The sequence below is a fragment of the Burkholderia pseudomultivorans genome (genome assembly GCF_001718415.1).
In the GTDB taxonomy this organism is placed as follows: Bacteria; Pseudomonadota; Gammaproteobacteria; order Burkholderiales; family Burkholderiaceae; genus Burkholderia; species Burkholderia pseudomultivorans_A.
The window spans coordinates 2,330,179-2,346,029 of the sequence record NZ_CP013378.1 but is presented as its reverse complement, the minus strand read 5'-3'; the positions used below and the strand labels follow the sequence as shown (position 1 = coordinate 2,346,029).

The following is a 15,851-nucleotide window of genomic DNA, read 5'->3' as shown; positions in this document are numbered from 1 at the left end:
CGCGCGCGGCGGATCAGTAGCGGAAGACCGATGCGCCCCAGGTAAAGCCGCCGCCGACGCCTTCGATCAGCACGTGCTGGCCGCGCTGGATGCGGCCGTCGCGCACCGCGGCGTCGAGTGCGAGCGGGATCGACGCAGCCGATGTGTTGCCGTGCTCGCCGACCGTCACGACCATGCGCTCCTGCGGCAGGCCGAGCTTGCGGCAGGTGCTGGTCATGATGCGGATGTTGGCCTGGTGCGGGATCAGCCAGTCGATCTGCTCGGGCGCGAGATTCGCCTTCGCGAGCGCCTCGATCGCGACTTTCTCGAGCACGTTGACCGCGAGCTTGAACACGGCCTGCCCATCCATGTGCAGGAAGGCGCTGCCGTCGATCACGCCGCGGTTCACGTTGCCCGGCGTGCACAGGATGTGCGAATAGCTGCCGTCCGCGTGCAGCGCGCTGCCGAGCACGCCCGGCTCTTCCGATGCGGACAGGATCACCGCGCCCGCGCCGTCGCCGAACAGCACGCAGGTCGTGCGGTCCTTGAAGTCGAGAATCCGGGAGAACGTCTCGGCGCCGATCACGAGCGCCGTGCGGTGCTGGCCGCTGCGGATGAAGCTGTCGGCCGTCGCCATCGCATACGCAAAACCCGAGCACACGGCCTGCACGTCGAATGCCGCGCCGCCGTTCTTGATGCCGAGCTTGTTCTGCAGCAGGCATGCGGTGCTCGGGAACACGAAATCGGGGGTCGAAGTCGCGACGATGATCAGGTCGATCGACTGCGGATCGATGCCGGCAGCCTCGATCGCGCGACGCGATGCCTCGAGCGCCAGATCGCTCGTCGTGACGTCCGGTGCGGCGAAATGGCGCGCGTGGATGCCGGTGCGCGCGACGATCCATTCATCGCTCGTCTCGATGCCTTCCTGCGCGAGACGATCGGTGAGCTGCTGGTTCGTGACACGGTCGGGCGGCAGGTAGCTGCCCGTGCCGAGCACGCGGGAATAGAGAGTCGATTGGGCCATTTATGCTTTAGAGGATTGCGCAGCGGAAGGTTCGGCGTGGTGGCCTGCGGCCGGGCTCGTCTGGCCCGCGCTGCCCGGGTCGGGCTCGCCGTCGCCGAGCGACGCCGAATTGTCCGCCATCGCGCGCGCGAGGCGCTCCAGCACGCCGTTTTTGACGGCATCATACCCGCGTTTGATTGCCCACTCAAACGCGTAGGCATCGGCGGAACCGTGGCTCTTGATCACGAGGCTCCTGAGCCCCAGCAGCGCCGCGCCATTGTACTGGCGGTGGTCGACGCGCTTCTTGAAACGCATCAGGACCGGCAGCGCGAGCAGCGCCATCAGCTTCGACAGCAGCGAGCGGCCGAACTCCTCGCGGATGATGTCGGACAGCATCTGCGCGAGCCCTTCCGACGTCTTCAGCGCGACGTTGCCGACGAAGCCGTCGCAGACGATCACGTCGACCGTGCCCTTGTAGATGTCGTTGCCTTCGACGTTGCCGCGGAAATTCAGCGTACTCGCGCGCAGCAGCTCGCCGGCGCGCTTGATCGTCTCGTTGCCCTTGATGACCTCTTCGCCGATGTTGAGCAGACCGATCGTCGGCCGCTCCTTGCCTTCGAGCGCGGCCACGAGCGCATGCCCCATCTCCGCGAACTGCAGCAGATGCTGCGGCTCGCAGTCGACGTTCGCGCCGAGGTCCAGCATCATCGTGTAGCCGGTCGGGTTCGGCAGCGCGAACGCGATCGCGGGCCGCTCGATGCCGGGCAGCGTCTTGAGTACGTAACGGGAAACGGCCATCAGCGCGCCGGTATTGCCGGCGGAGATGCAGGCCTGGGCCGCGCCGTCCTTCACGTGGTTCAGCGCGACGCGCATCGAAGAATCCTTCTTCTTGCGCAGCGCGACTTCGACAGGATCGTCCATCGCCACGACTTCGGTGGCGGGCACGATGGTCAGCGCGGGATCGTCGAGGGCTTTCAGCTTCTTGAGCTGGGCGCGAATCGCGCCTTCGATGCCGACGAGCATCAGGTGCGCATCGGGATGCGCACGAACGAACTTGACTGCCGCGGGAACGGTCACGGACGGGCCGTGGTCGCCTCCCATGCAATCGATTGTGAGCTTTACTGTCATGGAATGCGACGAATTTCAGGCACAAAAAAGCGGCAGTTGAATGCCGCCTTTTTGTTGCGCCAGGAAAGTGTCAAGCGAACCACTTGTCACGCGAACGAGCATCGTAGCGCGCAACGCGTGACTTGACGCTTAGTCGTTCTTCGTCTTGACGACTTTCTTGCCGCGGTAGTAGCCGTTCGGGCTGACGTGGTGACGCAGGTGCACTTCACCCGTGCTCGGCTCGACTGCCAGCGGCGCTGCCGTCAGGAAATCGTGCGAACGGTGCATGCCGCGCTTCGACGGCGACTTCTTGTTTTGCTGGACTGCCATGACTAACTCCTAAAAATTTTCCGGATTCTAACACAGCCCGATCCGGCGCTTGACTACCCTGGCCCCACGGCCCTTACGCCTTCCCGCGCCACAACTGCTTAGTGTTTCTTGCTGCCGTCCCCGTCCTTCTTCAACGCTTCCAGCGCTGCGAACGGATTCGGCCGTTTGCCTTCGTCCCCGGTTTCGCCGGATTCTTCATCCGCCTCCTCCGTGGGACCGCTCGCACCCGACACGAGGCTTTCGTGAACCGCCGGGCAAACCTCGTGCTTGGGCACGAGCGGCAGCGAAAGCAGCAACTCCTCCTCGATCAAGTCGACGAGATCGAACTGGCGCGAGCCCACGATCACATCGGCTTCATCGTCGTCGAGCGGAAATTCCTCGGCTTCTTCTTCGGTCGCAACGATCCGGTACACCATGTCGACGTCGAACGCCTGATCGTACGGGGCCATGCAGCGCTGGCACGTGAGCCATGCGTGGCCGTGCAGCGCGAGGCGCAGATACGGCTGCTGCCCTTCGGTGCCGTCGTCCTGCAGCTCCTTCTGGGTGAACCCTTCCGCCTGCCAGGTGAAGACCGTGTCGCGATCGGGCGCGTCCGCCGGCACTTCGTTCAACATGCGCGGCAGTTGCGAAAGGTGCACCGCGCCGGCGGCCTGCCGCCCGCTGCGAGCAAACTCGAACAGGTCGACCGCGTGCGGATCGAGCGATGCCGCAGGTTTGCCAGAAGAAGTGTTCATGTGCGCTCCTGCTTCAGGGTGACATCCGGATCCGGCCTGGCGCCGCATACTTCCGAAGACTCGACAGGCGCTTCAACAGAGCCTGCCGATGAAAAGCGGGAAAGCATACCTGTTTTACCTTTTTCAGTCAATCACTTAAGCTTGCGTCCGCGCAACCCCGCGCAAGCCCCGACGACTCACCGATCCAACCGACCATGCCGGATACCGTTTGCCGCCCGCCGCGGCTGATTCTCGCCTCCAGTTCCCGCTACCGCCGCGCGCTGCTCGAGCGCCTCGCCGTACCGTTCGACGTCGTGTCGCCCGACCTCGACGAAACCCCGCTCGACGGCGAAACGCCCGCCGCGACCGCGCTGCGCCTGGCCGGCGCGAAGGCGCGCGCCGTCGCCGCGACGGTCGACGCGCCGGACGGCGTGCTCGTGATCGGGTCGGACCAGGTCGCGACCTTCGACGGGCTGCAGATCGGCAAGCCCGGCACGCACGAACGCGCGCTCGCGCAGCTCGTGTCGATGCAGGGCCGCGAGGTCGAATTCCACAGCGCGCTCTGCCTGTACGACAGCCGCACCGGCGAAGCGCAGACCGAGGACGTCGTCACGCGCGTGCGCTTTCGCACGCTGCCCGAAGCCGAACTCGACGCCTACCTGCGCGCGGAAACCCCGTACGACGTCGCCGGCAGCGCGAAGTCCGAAGGGCTCGGCATCGCGCTGCTCGACGCGATCGACTCGAACGACCCGACCGCGCTGGTCGGCCTGCCGCTGATCGCGCTCACGCGGATGCTGCGCGCCGCGGGCTATCCGCTGTTTGCCGCCCCGGGAGCACGCGCATGACCGCCGGCACGCTGTACCTCGTCCCGAACACGCTCGGCGAAGGCGACGACGCGATGCTCGCCGCCGTGCTGCCGGCAGCCGTGCAGGCGCGCGCCGGCACGCTCGGCTACTACATCGGCGAGAATGCGAAGACGACCCGCGCGTTCCTGAAGAAGATCGGCACGACGCGGCCGATCCAGGAAATCGAGATCCGCGAGCTGAACGTGAACACGCCGGCCGGCGAGATCGACCGGCTGCTCGCGCCGGTGCTGGCCGGCGCGGATGCGGGGCTGGTGTCGGAGGCCGGCTGCCCGGCCGTCGCCGATCCCGGTGCGCTGCTGGTGCGCCGCGCGCACGAGCGCGGCGTGAAGGTCGTGCCGCTCGTCGGGCCGAGCTCGATCCTGCTGGCGCTGATGGCGTCGGGTCTGAACGGCCAGAGCTTCGCGTTCAACGGCTACCTGCCGGTCGACGCCGCCGCGCGCGCGAAGCGCCTGCGCGAGCTGGAGCAGCTGTCGCGCAAGGCACGCCAGACGCAGATCTTCATCGAGACGCCGTACCGGAACCAGGCAATGCTCGACACGCTCGTCGCGACCTGCGCGCCGTCGACGCAGATCTGCGTCGCGGCCGACCTGACGCTGGCGACCGAGACGATCGCGAGCCGCACGGCCGCAGAATGGAAAAAGGCGCCTGCGCCGAATCTGCACAAGCGCCCCGCGATCTTCCTGCTGCTCGCGAATTGACGGCGGCGCCGGCTTGCGGCGCGGGTTGCGCGCCCGTTTGCCGCGGCGCCGGCGTTCAGCCAGCGGCTCGCGGCCGCTCGGCCGTTCAACGCAGATGGATCGACGCGCCGGTCGCCGTCAGCGCCTTCATCGCCGCCCCGCCGACCGCTGCGCCGAACTTGCGCGCGACGCGATTGGTCAGGCTTTCCTTCACCGTATAGTCGACGAGGTCCGGCGCCTTCAGCACGTCGCGCGCGACCGTGTCGGTCGTGCCGTAGCCGTCGGCCAGGCCCAGCTCGACGCTCTTCTCGCCGGTCCAGAACAGGCCCGAGAACATGTCCGGCGTTTCGTGCAGCCGCTTGCCGCGGCCGTCCTTCACCGCCTTGATGAACTGCGCGTGGACCTGGTCGAGCAGTTCCTGCGCGTGCGCATCCATCTTCGGCGTCTCCGGCGAGAACGGGTCGTAGAAGCCCTTGTTTTCGCCCGACGTGTGCAGCCGGCGCTGGACGCCGAGCTTGTCCATCAGGCCCGTGAAGCCGAAGCCGTCCATCAGCACGCCGATCGAGCCGACGATGCTCGCCTTGTCCACGAAGATCTTGTCGGCCGCGGACGCGATGTAATAGCCGCCCGAGGCGCACATGTCGGTCACCACGACATACAGCGGCTTGTCCGGATACTTGGCGCGCAGCCGCCTGATCTCGTCGTACACCATGCCGGCCTGCACCGGGCTGCCGCCCGGGCTGTTGATCCGCAGCACGACGCCGGCCGTGCCGTCGTCGTCGAATGCGGCGTCGAGCGCGGTATTGATGTCGTCGGCGTTCGCGTTGGTGCCCGCCGCGATTTCACCGTCGATCGTCACGAGCGCCGTGTGGCGCCCGCTCGACGAGAACTTCGCGTCGCTCGAGAAATCGATCAGCGCAAACGCGAGCAGCACCAATACGGCCAGGAACGCGAAGCGGAAGAAGATCTTCCAGCGCCGCGCCGCACGCTGCTCCTTGACGGCGGCCAGCGCGACGCGTTCGAGCACCGCGCGCTCCCAGTTCGGCTCGCGGCTGTCGGGACGGGAAGAGGAATCGGGGAAATTCGGTTGGTCGGCCATGCGCAGTCGTGATCAGTCGTTCGTGGCGGGACGCAGGTCGGCGTCGGGCAGCCAGAATACCGCACGCCCGTCGGGCGTGTCGCGCTCGTCGACCTCGACCGGCCGCAGACGGCCGCCGCGGCACGGGCCGCCGACGCACCTGCCGGTGTTCGGCTCGTAGATCGCGCCGTGCGTCGCGCACATCAGGTAGAGCCCCGACGACTCGAAGAACTGCCCTTCGGCCCAGTCCAGCTCCATCGGCACGTGCGCGCAGCGGTTCAGGTAGCCGTATGCGCGGCCGTCGTAGCGGACGAAGAACACGACGGCCTGCTCGCCGCGCAGCGTCGCGTCGACCCGCACGCCGGCGCCGCCGTCGACCAGCGCATCGGACGCGCACACGCGCACCGCATCCGCGTCGGGCACCGCGCTCATGCGTGCTCCCGCAGCCATTCGGCCAGCGCGTTGACGTCCGGCGCGACGAAGCGCGGCGTCAGCGCGGCCAGCGCGTCAGCGGTGTGCGCGCCGTACGCGACGCCGATGCCGGCCGCCCCGGCGCTCGCGGCCATCTGCAGGTCGTGCGTCGTGTCGCCGATCATCACGGTCCGCTTCAGATCCTGCCCCAGTTCGCGGGACAATTCCTGCAGCATCGCCGGATGCGGCTTCGAGAAGGTCTCGTCCGCGCAGCGCGTGGCGTCGAACAGGCTCGTCAGCTTCGACTGGTCGAGCACGCGGTTCAGGCCGACGCGCCCCTTGCCGGTCGCGACCGCGAGCAGATAACCGGTGTCGCGCAATTCGGCGAGCAGTTCGCGCACGCCGGCGAACAGCTCGATGCGCTGATCGTCCAGCAGATAGTGATAGCGGTAGCGCTCGGCGAGCCGCGGGTAGTCGGACGGATCGAGGGTCGGAGCCGTGATCTGCAGCGCATCGCGCAGGCCGAGGCCGATCACGTAGCGGGCCGATTCGTCGGACGGCCTGGGCAGACCGAGATCGCGGCACGCGGCCTGGATGCTGTACGCGATATGCGCAGTCGAATCCATCAGCGTGCCGTCCCAGTCGAAGACGATCAGATCAAATTGCTGTCGGGCCATGCGGTTCAGGCGGTATCGCGCAAAGCGCTGAGTTGGTCAAGAAAACGCCGGCACTCGTCCGGCAACGGCGCATCGAACTGCAGCGGCTCGCCGGTCAGCGGATGGGCGAGCCGCAGCCGGTGCGCATGCAGGAACATGCGCTTGAGCGACGGTTGCGCGTTCGCGCGGGCCAGCGCCTTGTTCAGCGCGAAATCGCCGTACTTGGCGTCGCCGGCGATCGGCAGGCCGAGATGCGCGAGGTGTACGCGAATCTGATGGGTCCGACCCGTTTTGAGTTCCGCTTCGACGAGCGCATAGTCGGGCCAGCGCTCGACCAGGTTGAACACCGTATGCGAGGCGAGCCCGTCGTCCTGCACACGCACGCGCCGCTCGCCTTCGGGAGTCGTGTACTTGAACAGCGGCGCCTTCACCGCGCGGCGGCGGCCCCAGTCCGGCTGCCATTCGCCGTGCCCGCACGCGTAATAGCGCTTGTCCATCCGGTTTTCGCGGATCTGCTCGTGCAGGCCGACCAGCGCCGAGCGCTTTTTCGCGAGCATCAGCACGCCGGAGGTCTCGCGGTCGAGCCGGTGCACGAGTTCGAGGAATTTCGCGCGCGGGCGCGCCTGCCGGAGCTGCTCGATCACGCCGAACGCGACGCCGCTGCCGCCGTGCACGGCGACGCCGGCCGGCTTGTCGATCACGAGCATCGCGTCGTCTTCGTACAGCACGTCGAAATGCGCGGGCGGCACGACGGGCGCGTCGGCGCGCGCCAGATCGGCTGCCGCCACCCGCACCGGCGGCACGCGCACCAGATCACCGAACGCGAGCCGGTACTGCGCGTCGACCCGGCCCTTGTTCACGCGCACTTCGCCGCTGCGCAGGATCCGGTAGATATGGCTTTTCGGCACGCCTTTACAGACGCGCAACAGGAAATTGTCGATACGCTGACCGGCCGCACTTTCGTCGATCTCGATCATCGATACCTGGCCGCTTGCGACCGAATTCTGGGATATTTTGCCTAACTCATTCATACTGAATATAATTTTGCCCAGCCTGACGTTGCGGGCGGCCTGAAGGCCGACCCCGACCCAACCGGGCAAGGCGCAAGCGCAAACCGTCATTTTACTTGCGCCGGGGGTCTGCTGCTCGCCCCTTATCAAAGAGAGCAGCAAGTTGCACGCACGGCGCCGCCCGTCGGCAAGGATCGCGCCCACAGGCGGATTCGGTCGGCAAGGCGCCGCGGTAACGGAAAGTTGGTTGAAAAGAATTTGATTGGCAGCCCGACGGCGCGAAGTGCGTCCGAGCAGGCTGCCGTTTGCGAAAATTACGGCGTTGCGCCCGATTTGGCCCCGCGAAGCGTGCGGGGCTTGGCGACGTCAAACCAAGGAAGTACACCCCAGGCGGGAAAGTCGGGCTGGATTCGATACTCCCCGCTGCGGCCCAAGCCGCAGCATCTGCCGCCCGTCGGCGCGCGCGACGCATTGCGCGCGCCCGTGGCAATGCCGGTCTCAGGCTTAGCGCGCTTTCGCAGCGTGCGGTGTGTGGACGCCGTGCTTTGAAGCCGTGTTCGCAGGTGCCCTTTGGCCGCCGGTCCCGTCGTTCGGGGCCCAAGCGCCTCTTCAGGCAATTCTCCCCGCCATCGTTCCCGCTCCAGCGTGCTCGTGACAACACAACAAGGCGCGGCCTGCCGTCGTCCCCGTCTTCGCGACTGACAACCGCGAAGCGCCGCCGGTAGAGCCGCCTGGAGTCGTTCATGAAACGCATGCTGTTCAATGCGACGCAGCAGGAGGAGCTGCGCGTCGCCATCGTCGACGGGCAAAAGCTCATCGACATCGACATCGAGACAGCCGGGCGCGAACAGCGCAAAGGCAATATCTACAAAGGTGTCATCACCCGCATCGAGCCGTCGCTCGAAGCCTGCTTCGTCAACTACGGCGAAGACCGCCACGGCTTCCTGCCGTTCAAGGAAGTCGCCCGCCAGTACTTCAAGGAAGGCGTCGACATGCGCTCCGCGCGCATCCAGGACGCGCTGCGCGAAGGCCAGGAGCTGATCGTCCAGGTCGAGAAGGAGGAGCGCGGCAACAAGGGCGCGGCCCTCACGACCTTCATCTCGCTCGCCGGCCGCTACCTCGTGCTGATGCCGAACAATCCGCGCGGCGGCGGCGTGTCGCGCCGGATCGAAGGCGACGAGCGCCAGGAACTGCGCGAGACCATGGCGCAGCTGCAGATTCCCGACGGCATGAGCATGATCGCCCGCACCGCGGGCATCGGCCGCAGCGCCGAGGAACTGCAGTGGGACCTGAACTACCTGCTGCAACTGTGGCGCGCGATCGAAGCGGCATCGCAAAACGGTCATCCCGGCCAGCCGATGCTGATCTACCTGGAATCGAGCCTCGTGATCCGCGCGATCCGGGACTATTTCCAGCCCGACATCGGCGAAATCCTGATCGACACGACCGAGATCTACGACCAGGCCCGTGCATTCATGGATATCGTGATGCCGGACAATGTCAGCAAGGTGAAGCGCTACCACGACGACGTGCCGCTCTTCTCCCGCTTCCAGATCGAGCACCAGATCGAGACCGCGTACTCGCGCACGGTGCCGCTGCCCTCGGGCGGCGCGATCGTGATCGACCACACCGAAGCGCTCGTCGCGATCGACGTGAACTCGGCCCGCGCGACCAAGGGCGCGGACATCGAGGAAACGGCGACCCGCACCAACCTCGAAGCGGCCGACGAAGTCGCCCGCCAGCTGCGCCTGCGCGACCTCGGCGGCCTGATCGTGATCGATTTCATCGACATGGAATCGGCGAAGAGCCAGCGCGAGGTCGAGCAGCGCCTGAAGGACGCGCTCAAGCACGACCGTGCGCGCGTGCAGATGGGCAAGATCTCGCGCTTCGGCCTGATGGAGCTGTCGCGCCAGCGCCTGCGTCCGGCGCTGTCGGAAGGCAGCCACGTGACCTGCCCGCGCTGCAACGGCACGGGCCACATCCGCGACACCGAATCGTCCGCGCTGCAAGTGCTGCGGATCATTCAGGAAGAAGCGATGAAGGAAAACACCGCGGCGATCCACTGCCAGGTGCCGGTCGAGGTGACCGCCTTCCTGCTCAACGAAAAGCGCCAGGAAATCAACAAGATCGAGTCGCGCTTCAAGGTCGGCATCGTGCTGATCCCGAACAAGCACCTCGATACGCCGCACTACAAGCTCGAGCGCCTGCGCCACGATGACGCACGCCTCGACGATCCGCGCGCCTCGTGGAAGATGGCCGAGGAAGCGGCGCGCGAACTGGAGTCGGAAACCGGCTACAGCAAGCGCGCGGCCGACGTGAAGCCGAAGCAGGAAGCCGCGGTCAAGGGCATCACGCCCGAGCGTCCGGCCCCGAGCCCGGCGCCGCAACGCGCAGCCGAACCGGTTGCACCGGCCCCGGTGCCCGCACCCGCCCCGGTGGCGAGCGGCGGCTTCGTCGGCTGGCTGAAGGGGCTGTTCGGCCTGTCGCCGGCTCCGGCGCCCGCGCCGGTCGCACCGGCGCCGGCACCGGCGAAGGAGCAGGCTGCCCGTCCGGCCCGCGGCGAGCGTACCGAGAAGACCGAGCAGCGCGGTGAGCGCGGCGGCGATCGCAATCGCAACCGCCGTGGCGGCAACGCCCAGCAGGCGCAAGGCGGTCGCGACCAGGCCGCAGCCGGTCGCGGCCAGCCGCAGCGCCAGGAACGCGAAGGCAAGGAAGCGCGCGAGCCGCGTGAAAATCGCGAAGGTCGCGAAGGTCGGGAGGGCCGTGAAGGCCGCGAAGGCCGTGGCCAGCGCGAAGGTCGTGAAGGCCGCGAGCCGCGTGAAAACCGCGAGCCGCGCGAAGCCCGCGAGAACCGCGAACCGCGCGAGCGCGTCGAGCAGCCGGAAGCCGTCGAGGCAGCCGGCCGCGGCGAGCGCCAGGAGCGCGGTGAGCGTCGCGAACGCGGCGAGCGCCGCAAGCCGACCCAGCACGCGGCCACGCTCGAGACCGTCAACCGCGGCGAAAGCCATCCGGAACAGGACGAAGCCGACAAGGTCGCGGCAACCGCCCTGCCCGGCGCCGATGCGGCAGCCGACACCGAAGCCGCCGGCGAGGAACGCCGTCGTCGCCGTCGCGGCCGTCGCGGCGGCCGTCGCGAGCGCGAGGATGAAGGCGCAGTCGCCGGCGGTGCCGAAGGCACGGACGGCGAAGCCGCAGCGCAGGCGGTGACGCCGGCTGCCGAACCGGCGCATGCGGCCGCTCCGGCAGCCGTGGCCGCCGTGGCAGCAGCAGGCGCCGTCGTCGCGGAAGCGGTCGAACAGCACGCCGAGCCGGTGGCTCCGGTCGTTGCCGAGACCCAGCCGGTACCGGCTGCGGTCGAGGCGGCACCGGTCGCGGCGGCGGAACCCGCCGTCGTCGAAGCAGCGGCGCCGGCTGCACCGGCCGTCGAGGCCGAAGCCGGCCCCGCTCCGGTCGCGGTTTCGCCGACCGACGCGTTCGAAGTGCCGGCTGCACCGGCAGCCCCGGTAGCCCCGGCTGCAGTCGAAGCGCCGCAAGCCGCGCCGGTCGCCGCACCGGCACCGGCCGTCGCACCCGAAGCCGCACCGGCAGTTGTCGAGCCGGTTCGCGTCGAAGCGGTGCCGGTCGAGCCCGTCGCGGCCGCCGCTGCACCGGAGCCGGCACCGGCTCCGGCGCCCGCCATCGCCCCGGCGCCTGCTTCGGCAAGCCTCGAGGTCGTGCTCGAGCAGGCCGGCCTCGTGTGGGTGAACACGGACGCCGAGAAGTTCCGCGCGGCGCAGGAAGCCGCGGCGCGACTGCCGCGTCCGGTCCGCGCGCCGCGCGAACGCAAGCCGCTGCCGCCGGTCGATGCGACCCCGATGCAGCAGGTCGAAACGATGCATCGCTAAGCGGCGCATCGCATGACCCGGAAAAGCCCCGCCGCCGGCGGGGCTTTTTCATGTCCGGGGCCTGCGGGTTTCCGCCCCGGGCCTCGACGCGGGCAACCCGCTAAAATAGAAGCTTGGCTCGCACTTCTTTCGACATGTCCCGACGCATCATTCCCCTAGCCGACGTCAGCGGCGTACCCGACGTTTCCGGCGTTGCGCACGCGCCGGACGGCACGCTGGCCGACACGTTCGCCAGGCCGCTGCGCGACCTGCGCATCTCGGTGACGGACCGCTGTAACTTCCGTTGCGTGTACTGCATGCCGCGCGCGGTGTTCGACAAGGACTATCCGTTCCTGCCGCACAGCGCGCTGCTCACGCACGAGGAAATCGAGCGCGTCGCGCGGATCTTCGTCGCGCACGGCGTCGAGAAGATCCGCATCACGGGCGGCGAGCCGCTGCTGCGCAAGAACCTCGAATTCCTGATCGAGCGTCTCGCGCGCCTGACGACGCGCGACGGCCGTCCGCTCGACCTGACGCTGACGACCAACGGCTCGCTGCTGGCGCGCAAGGCGCGCGCACTGAAGGACGCCGGCCTCACGCGCGTGACGGTCAGCCTCGACGCGCTCGACGACACCCTGTTCCGGCGCATGAACGACGCCGATTTCGCGAGCGCCGACGTGCTCGACGGGATCTTCGCCGCGCAGGCCGCGGGCCTCGCCCCCGTCAAGGTGAACATGGTCGTCAAGCGCGGCACGAACGACGGCGAGATCCTGCCGATGGCCGAGCGTTTTCGCGGCACCGGCGTGATCCTGCGCTTCATCGAATACATGGACGTCGGCACCTCGAACGGCTGGAACATGACCGAGGTGCTGCCGTCCGCCGACGTCGTCGCGCGGATCGCCGAGCATTTCCCGCTCGTGCCGCTCGAGGCGCATACGGCGGCCGAGACCGCGCAGCGCTGGGGCTATGCGGACGGCAGCGGCGAGATCGGCGTGATCTCGAGCGTCACGCAGGCGTTCTGCGGAGACTGCACGCGCGCCCGGCTGTCGACCGAAGGCAAGCTGTACCTGTGCCTGTTCGCATCGGCCGGCCACGACCTGCGCGCGCTCGTGCGCGGCGGCGCGACCGACGCCGAGATCGCGACCGCGATCGCCCGCATCTGGCAGGCCCGCACCGACCGCTATTCGCAGCTGCGCGGCAGCGCAGCGGCGGCGGACGCGCCCGACGGCGAGCGCAAGCGCGTCGAAATGTCCTACATCGGCGGCTGACGCGCGCCGCCTTCGCCCGATGACCGCTTCCCGCGCCCCGTCGATCGCCGGCCTGCTGCTCGCCGGCGGGCGCGCGACGCGCATGGACGGCGTCGACAAGGGCCTGCAGCTGCTCGACGACACGCCGCTCGCACTGCATGTGCTGCGCCGGCTCGCGCCGCAGGTCGACGAACTGCTGATCAGCGCGAACCGCCATCCCGACCGCTATGCCGAGCTCGGCGCGCCGTTCGACGCGCGCGTCGTACCGGATCTGACGCCCGATTTCCCCGGCCCGCTCGCGGGGCTGCTCGCCGGCATGCGCGCGGCGCGCGCGCCGCTCGTCGCGTGCGCACCCTGCGATTCGCCGTTCCTGCCGGCCGACCTCGTCGCGCGGCTGCGCACGGCGCTCGACGCGCAGCACGCCGACATCGCGATGGCGGTGAGCGTCGATGCGCAGCACGCGCGCGCGCCGCAGCCGACTTTCGCGCTGCTGCGCACGTCGCTGGCCGACGATCTCGCCGCGCGCCTCACGGCCGGCGACCGCAAGGTGCGTGCGTGGTACGCACGCCACAAGACGGTCGAAGTCGAGTTTCGCGACGAGCGTGCGTTTTACAATGCCAACTCCTGGCAGGAACTGGCCGCGCTTGCCCGTCGCTGACGGCGCCGGCACCGTTCCCGCGCGCCGCCCGCCGCTCGCGACCCCGCGCTGATGCGCCCTTCTCGCGCCACCGGCCACGAACCCGATACGCCTTGCGGCGCAGTCCGACTGATGATCACGCAATCCTCGCCCGCCTCCCGCTCCGCACCCGATTCCGACGCACCGCTGTCGCTCGCGGACGCGCAGGCGCTCGCATGCCGCTTCGCGGTGCCGGTCGACGCGTGCGACACGGTGCCGCTGCGCGACGCGCTCGACCGCGTGCTTGCGACCGACGTGAACGCGCCGTTCGACATGCCCGCGTACGACAACTCGGCGATGGACGGCTATGCATTCGACGCGAGCGCCTGCCCGTCCGCACCGACGCAGCGCGAGATCGTGCTGGCCGTCGCCGGCACCGCGTTCGCCGGTCATCCGTTCGACGGCGCCGTGCCGGCCGGCGCATGCATCCGCATCATGACGGGCGCGCCGATGCCGGCCGGCTGCGACACGGTGATTCCGCAGGAGCGCGTGCGCGTCGACGGCGACACGATTCGCTTCGCCGCGCACGACGTCGCGCGCGGCGCGAACTGCCGCAAGGCCGGCGAGGATCTCGCGCGCGGCGCCTGCGCGCTCGCCGCGGGCCGCATCCTGCGCCCGTCCGACCTCGGCCTGCTCGCGTCGTTCGGCGTCACGCACGTCGCGGTGCGCCGCCGCGTGCGCGTCGCCGTATTCTCGACCGGCGACGAATTGCGCGAACCGGGCGCCACGCTCGAGCGCGGCACGCTGTATGACAGCAATCGCGGCATGCTGGTCGCGATGCTCGAACGGCGGCACGTCGACGTACTCGATCTCGGCATCGTGCGCGACGATCCGGCCGCGCTCGAAACCGCGCTGCGCGACGCCGTCGCCGCGCAGGCCGACGCGGTGATCACGTCGGGCGGCGTATCGGTCGGCGAAGCCGACTTCACGCGCGACGTGATGGCGCGGCTCGGCGACGTCAGGTTCGCGAGCCTCGCGCTGCGGCCCGGGCGGCCGCTCGCATGCGGCACGCTCGCGCGCCCGGCCGGCGCCGCGGGCCACGCGCTGTTCTTCGGGCTGCCCGGCAACCCGGTCGCCTCGGCCGTGACGTTCTACGCGATCGTGCGCCCCGCGCTGCTGACGCTGGCCGGCGCGCACGTACCGCCGCCGGCGATGTACACGGCGCTCAGCACGCAGGCGCTGAAGAAGCGCCCGGGCCGCACCGAATACCTGCGCGGCATCGCGACGCGCGCCGCCGACGGCGGCTGGCAGGTCGCGCCGGCCGGCTCGCAGAGCTCCGCGTCGCTGAGCGGGCTGGCGGCCGCCAACTGTTTCATCGTCCTGGGCCACGATACCGCGGCAGTCGACGCGGGCGCCCCGGTCGACATCCTGCCGCTCGACGGCCTGATCTGAATTCAACTATCGGCATCTCTCTACGGGGGCAATCCGCACATGAAAAAACAAATCTCGTCGATCGCCGCGGGGCAGACCGCGAAAGCGCTGATCCTCGTCTATCTGACGTTCAGCGTGCCGATCGTGCTGCTCGGCATCCTGGTCGCCTATGTCCGCTACGGGATGGTCGAACTGAGCACGATCCTGAGCGCGCTGCTGCTGAATGCGATCCTCGGCTTCGTGCTGCTGTGGATCGCGTGCCATGCGTACAACTGGGTCGCATCGCGCTTCGGCGGCATCGAAATCGTGCTGTCCGATCCGCCGGAGGAAGCGTGAGCGAGATGCCGCTGATCCGCGCGGCCGAAGCGCGCGACGTCGGCGCGATGCTCGCGCTGATGCGCGAGCTGGCCGAATTCGAGCAGCTCACGCACCTGTTCGTCGCGACCGAGGCCGATCTCGCCGACGCGCTGTTCGGCGCCCATCCCGCCGCCGAAGCGCTGGTGGCCGAGCGCGACGGCGCGCTCGTCGCGTACGCGCTGTTCTTCCACAACTATTCGACGTTCGTCGGCCGCCGCGGCCTGTATCTCGAGGACCTGTACGTGCAGCCGTCGCAGCGCGGCACGGGCCTCGGCACCGCGATGCTGAAGCGGCTCGCGGCGCTGGCCGTCGAGCGCCGCTGCGCACGCTTCGAATGGTCGGTGCTCGACTGGAACCAGCCGGCGATCGAGTTCTACGAGAAGATGGGCGCGACCGTGCTGCCCGAATGGCGCATCGTGCGCATGACGGGCGACGCGCTGGACACGCTCGCCGGACGTTGAGCGGCAGGCGCCGCCCTTCGGCCTCCGCAAACAGAAAAGCGCCCGA

The 15,851-nt window shown here is 68.9% G+C and carries 16 protein-coding genes; 8 read left to right on the top strand and 8 right to left on the bottom strand.

The genetic code is table 11. From position 1 onward, the window contains the following. Positions 1–13: 13 nt before the first annotated feature. From WS57_RS23210 to WS57_RS23195, 4 genes are all read right to left on the bottom strand, one after another. Positions 14–1,003, bottom strand: coding sequence for a beta-ketoacyl-ACP synthase III (locus tag WS57_RS23210; protein ID WP_040126949.1), 990 nt, complete (start codon positions 1,001–1,003; stop codon positions 14–16). After that, the gene (plsX, locus tag WS57_RS23205) at positions 1,004–2,110 is read right to left on the bottom strand and encodes a phosphate acyltransferase PlsX (protein ID WP_059481549.1); all 1,107 of its coding nucleotides are present in this window, start codon (positions 2,108–2,110) and stop codon (positions 1,004–1,006) included. A 129-nt stretch (positions 2,111–2,239) separates the two neighbouring features. Next, positions 2,240–2,419, bottom strand: coding sequence for a 50S ribosomal protein L32 (gene rpmF / locus WS57_RS23200; protein WP_006051932.1), 180 nt, complete (start codon positions 2,417–2,419; stop codon positions 2,240–2,242). A gap of 98 nt (positions 2,420–2,517) precedes the next feature. After that, on the bottom strand, positions 2,518–3,153 hold the full coding sequence (locus WS57_RS23195) for a DUF177 domain-containing protein (RefSeq protein WP_009692232.1): 636 nt from the start codon (positions 3,151–3,153) through the stop codon (positions 2,518–2,520). Between the two features lie 194 nt (positions 3,154–3,347). Between WS57_RS23195 and WS57_RS23190 the strand changes: the two genes are divergently transcribed. Together WS57_RS23190 and WS57_RS23185 are read left to right on the top strand one after the other, a co-directional pair. Next, positions 3,348–3,977 carry a Maf-like protein gene (locus WS57_RS23190; RefSeq protein WP_069244897.1) on the top strand — a complete coding sequence of 210 codons (630 nt, stop codon included), beginning with the start codon at positions 3,348–3,350 and terminating at the stop codon, positions 3,975–3,977. After that, on the top strand, positions 3,974–4,696 hold the full coding sequence (locus tag WS57_RS23185; RefSeq protein ID WP_040126946.1) for an SAM-dependent methyltransferase: 723 nt from the start codon (positions 3,974–3,976) through the stop codon (positions 4,694–4,696). The genes WS57_RS23190 and WS57_RS23185 overlap by 4 nt, the downstream gene beginning before the upstream one ends. 85 nt (positions 4,697–4,781) lie before the next feature. Here WS57_RS23185 and WS57_RS23180 read toward each other — a convergent pair whose 3' ends face one another. From WS57_RS23180 to WS57_RS23165, 4 genes are read right to left on the bottom strand one after another with little or no spacing between them, the layout of a single operon-like run. After that, positions 4,782–5,774: a S49 family peptidase gene (locus WS57_RS23180; protein ID WP_040126945.1), complete on the bottom strand. Its 993-nt coding sequence runs from the start codon at positions 5,772–5,774 to the stop codon at positions 4,782–4,784. 12 nt (positions 5,775–5,786) lie between these two features. Further along, a complete protein-coding gene (locus tag WS57_RS23175) occupies positions 5,787–6,185 on the bottom strand; it encodes a Rieske (2Fe-2S) protein (protein WP_040126944.1) in 399 nt (132 codons plus the stop codon). Next, a complete protein-coding gene (locus tag WS57_RS23170) occupies positions 6,182–6,841 on the bottom strand; it encodes an HAD-IA family hydrolase (protein ID WP_040126943.1) in 660 nt (219 codons plus the stop codon). The genes WS57_RS23175 and WS57_RS23170 overlap by 4 nt, the downstream gene beginning before the upstream one ends. Before the next feature lie 5 nt (positions 6,842–6,846). After that, positions 6,847–7,851, bottom strand: coding sequence for an RluA family pseudouridine synthase (locus WS57_RS23165; RefSeq protein ID WP_040126942.1), 1,005 nt, complete (start codon positions 7,849–7,851; stop codon positions 6,847–6,849). 722 nt (positions 7,852–8,573) lie between these two features. Here WS57_RS23165 and WS57_RS23160 point away from each other — a divergent pair. The 6 genes from WS57_RS23160 to WS57_RS23135 all read left to right on the top strand — a co-directional run bounded on the left by WS57_RS23160 (position 8,574) and on the right by WS57_RS23135 (position 15,805). Continuing rightward, positions 8,574–11,714 (top strand): Rne/Rng family ribonuclease, encoded by a 3,141-nt coding sequence (locus tag WS57_RS23160; protein WP_069244896.1) that lies wholly within the window; start codon positions 8,574–8,576, stop codon positions 11,712–11,714. Between the two features lie 134 nt (positions 11,715–11,848). After that, positions 11,849–12,961 (top strand): GTP 3',8-cyclase MoaA, encoded by a 1,113-nt coding sequence (gene moaA / locus WS57_RS23155; protein ID WP_059515428.1) that lies wholly within the window; start codon positions 11,849–11,851, stop codon positions 12,959–12,961. Positions 12,962–12,980: 19 nt separating this feature from the next. Beyond that, positions 12,981–13,598 (top strand): molybdenum cofactor guanylyltransferase MobA, encoded by a 618-nt coding sequence (gene mobA, locus WS57_RS23150; RefSeq protein WP_059515426.1) that lies wholly within the window; start codon positions 12,981–12,983, stop codon positions 13,596–13,598. Positions 13,599–13,709: 111 nt separating this feature from the next. Then, positions 13,710–15,008 (top strand): gephyrin-like molybdotransferase Glp, encoded by a 1,299-nt coding sequence (glp, locus tag WS57_RS23145; RefSeq protein WP_069244895.1) that lies wholly within the window; start codon positions 13,710–13,712, stop codon positions 15,006–15,008. Between the two features lie 39 nt (positions 15,009–15,047). Next, positions 15,048–15,323 carry a hypothetical protein gene (locus WS57_RS23140; protein WP_006401288.1) on the top strand — a complete coding sequence of 92 codons (276 nt, stop codon included), beginning with the start codon at positions 15,048–15,050 and terminating at the stop codon, positions 15,321–15,323. Further along, complete coding sequence (locus WS57_RS23135) at positions 15,320–15,805, top strand: GNAT family N-acetyltransferase (RefSeq protein ID WP_009695171.1); 486 nt, start codon at positions 15,320–15,322, stop codon at positions 15,803–15,805. The genes WS57_RS23140 and WS57_RS23135 overlap by 4 nt, the downstream gene beginning before the upstream one ends. Positions 15,806–15,851 lie beyond the last annotated feature (46 nt).

Coding starts and splice junctions, on each gene's coding strand:
- WS57_RS23210 (WP_040126949.1), bottom strand. CDS start 1,003: ATGGCCCAATCGACTCTCTATTCCCGCGTGCTCGGCACGGGCAGCTAC.
- plsX (WP_059481549.1), bottom strand. CDS start 2,110: ATGACAGTAAAGCTCACAATCGATTGCATGGGAGGCGACCACGGCCCG.
- rpmF (WP_006051932.1), bottom strand. CDS start 2,419: ATGGCAGTCCAGCAAAACAAGAAGTCGCCGTCGAAGCGCGGCATGCAC.
- WS57_RS23195 (WP_009692232.1), bottom strand. CDS start 3,153: ATGAACACTTCTTCTGGCAAACCTGCGGCATCGCTCGATCCGCACGCG.
- WS57_RS23190 (WP_069244897.1), top strand. CDS start 3,348: ATGCCGGATACCGTTTGCCGCCCGCCGCGGCTGATTCTCGCCTCCAGT.
- WS57_RS23185 (WP_040126946.1), top strand. CDS start 3,974: ATGACCGCCGGCACGCTGTACCTCGTCCCGAACACGCTCGGCGAAGGC.
- WS57_RS23180 (WP_040126945.1), bottom strand. CDS start 5,774: ATGGCCGACCAACCGAATTTCCCCGATTCCTCTTCCCGTCCCGACAGC.
- WS57_RS23175 (WP_040126944.1), bottom strand. CDS start 6,185: ATGAGCGCGGTGCCCGACGCGGATGCGGTGCGCGTGTGCGCGTCCGAT.
- WS57_RS23170 (WP_040126943.1), bottom strand. CDS start 6,841: ATGGCCCGACAGCAATTTGATCTGATCGTCTTCGACTGGGACGGCACG.
- WS57_RS23165 (WP_040126942.1), bottom strand. CDS start 7,851: ATGAATGAGTTAGGCAAAATATCCCAGAATTCGGTCGCAAGCGGCCAG.
- WS57_RS23160 (WP_069244896.1), top strand. CDS start 8,574: ATGAAACGCATGCTGTTCAATGCGACGCAGCAGGAGGAGCTGCGCGTC.
- moaA (WP_059515428.1), top strand. CDS start 11,849: ATGTCCCGACGCATCATTCCCCTAGCCGACGTCAGCGGCGTACCCGAC.
- mobA (WP_059515426.1), top strand. CDS start 12,981: ATGACCGCTTCCCGCGCCCCGTCGATCGCCGGCCTGCTGCTCGCCGGC.
- glp (WP_069244895.1), top strand. CDS start 13,710: ATGATCACGCAATCCTCGCCCGCCTCCCGCTCCGCACCCGATTCCGAC.
- WS57_RS23140 (WP_006401288.1), top strand. CDS start 15,048: ATGAAAAAACAAATCTCGTCGATCGCCGCGGGGCAGACCGCGAAAGCG.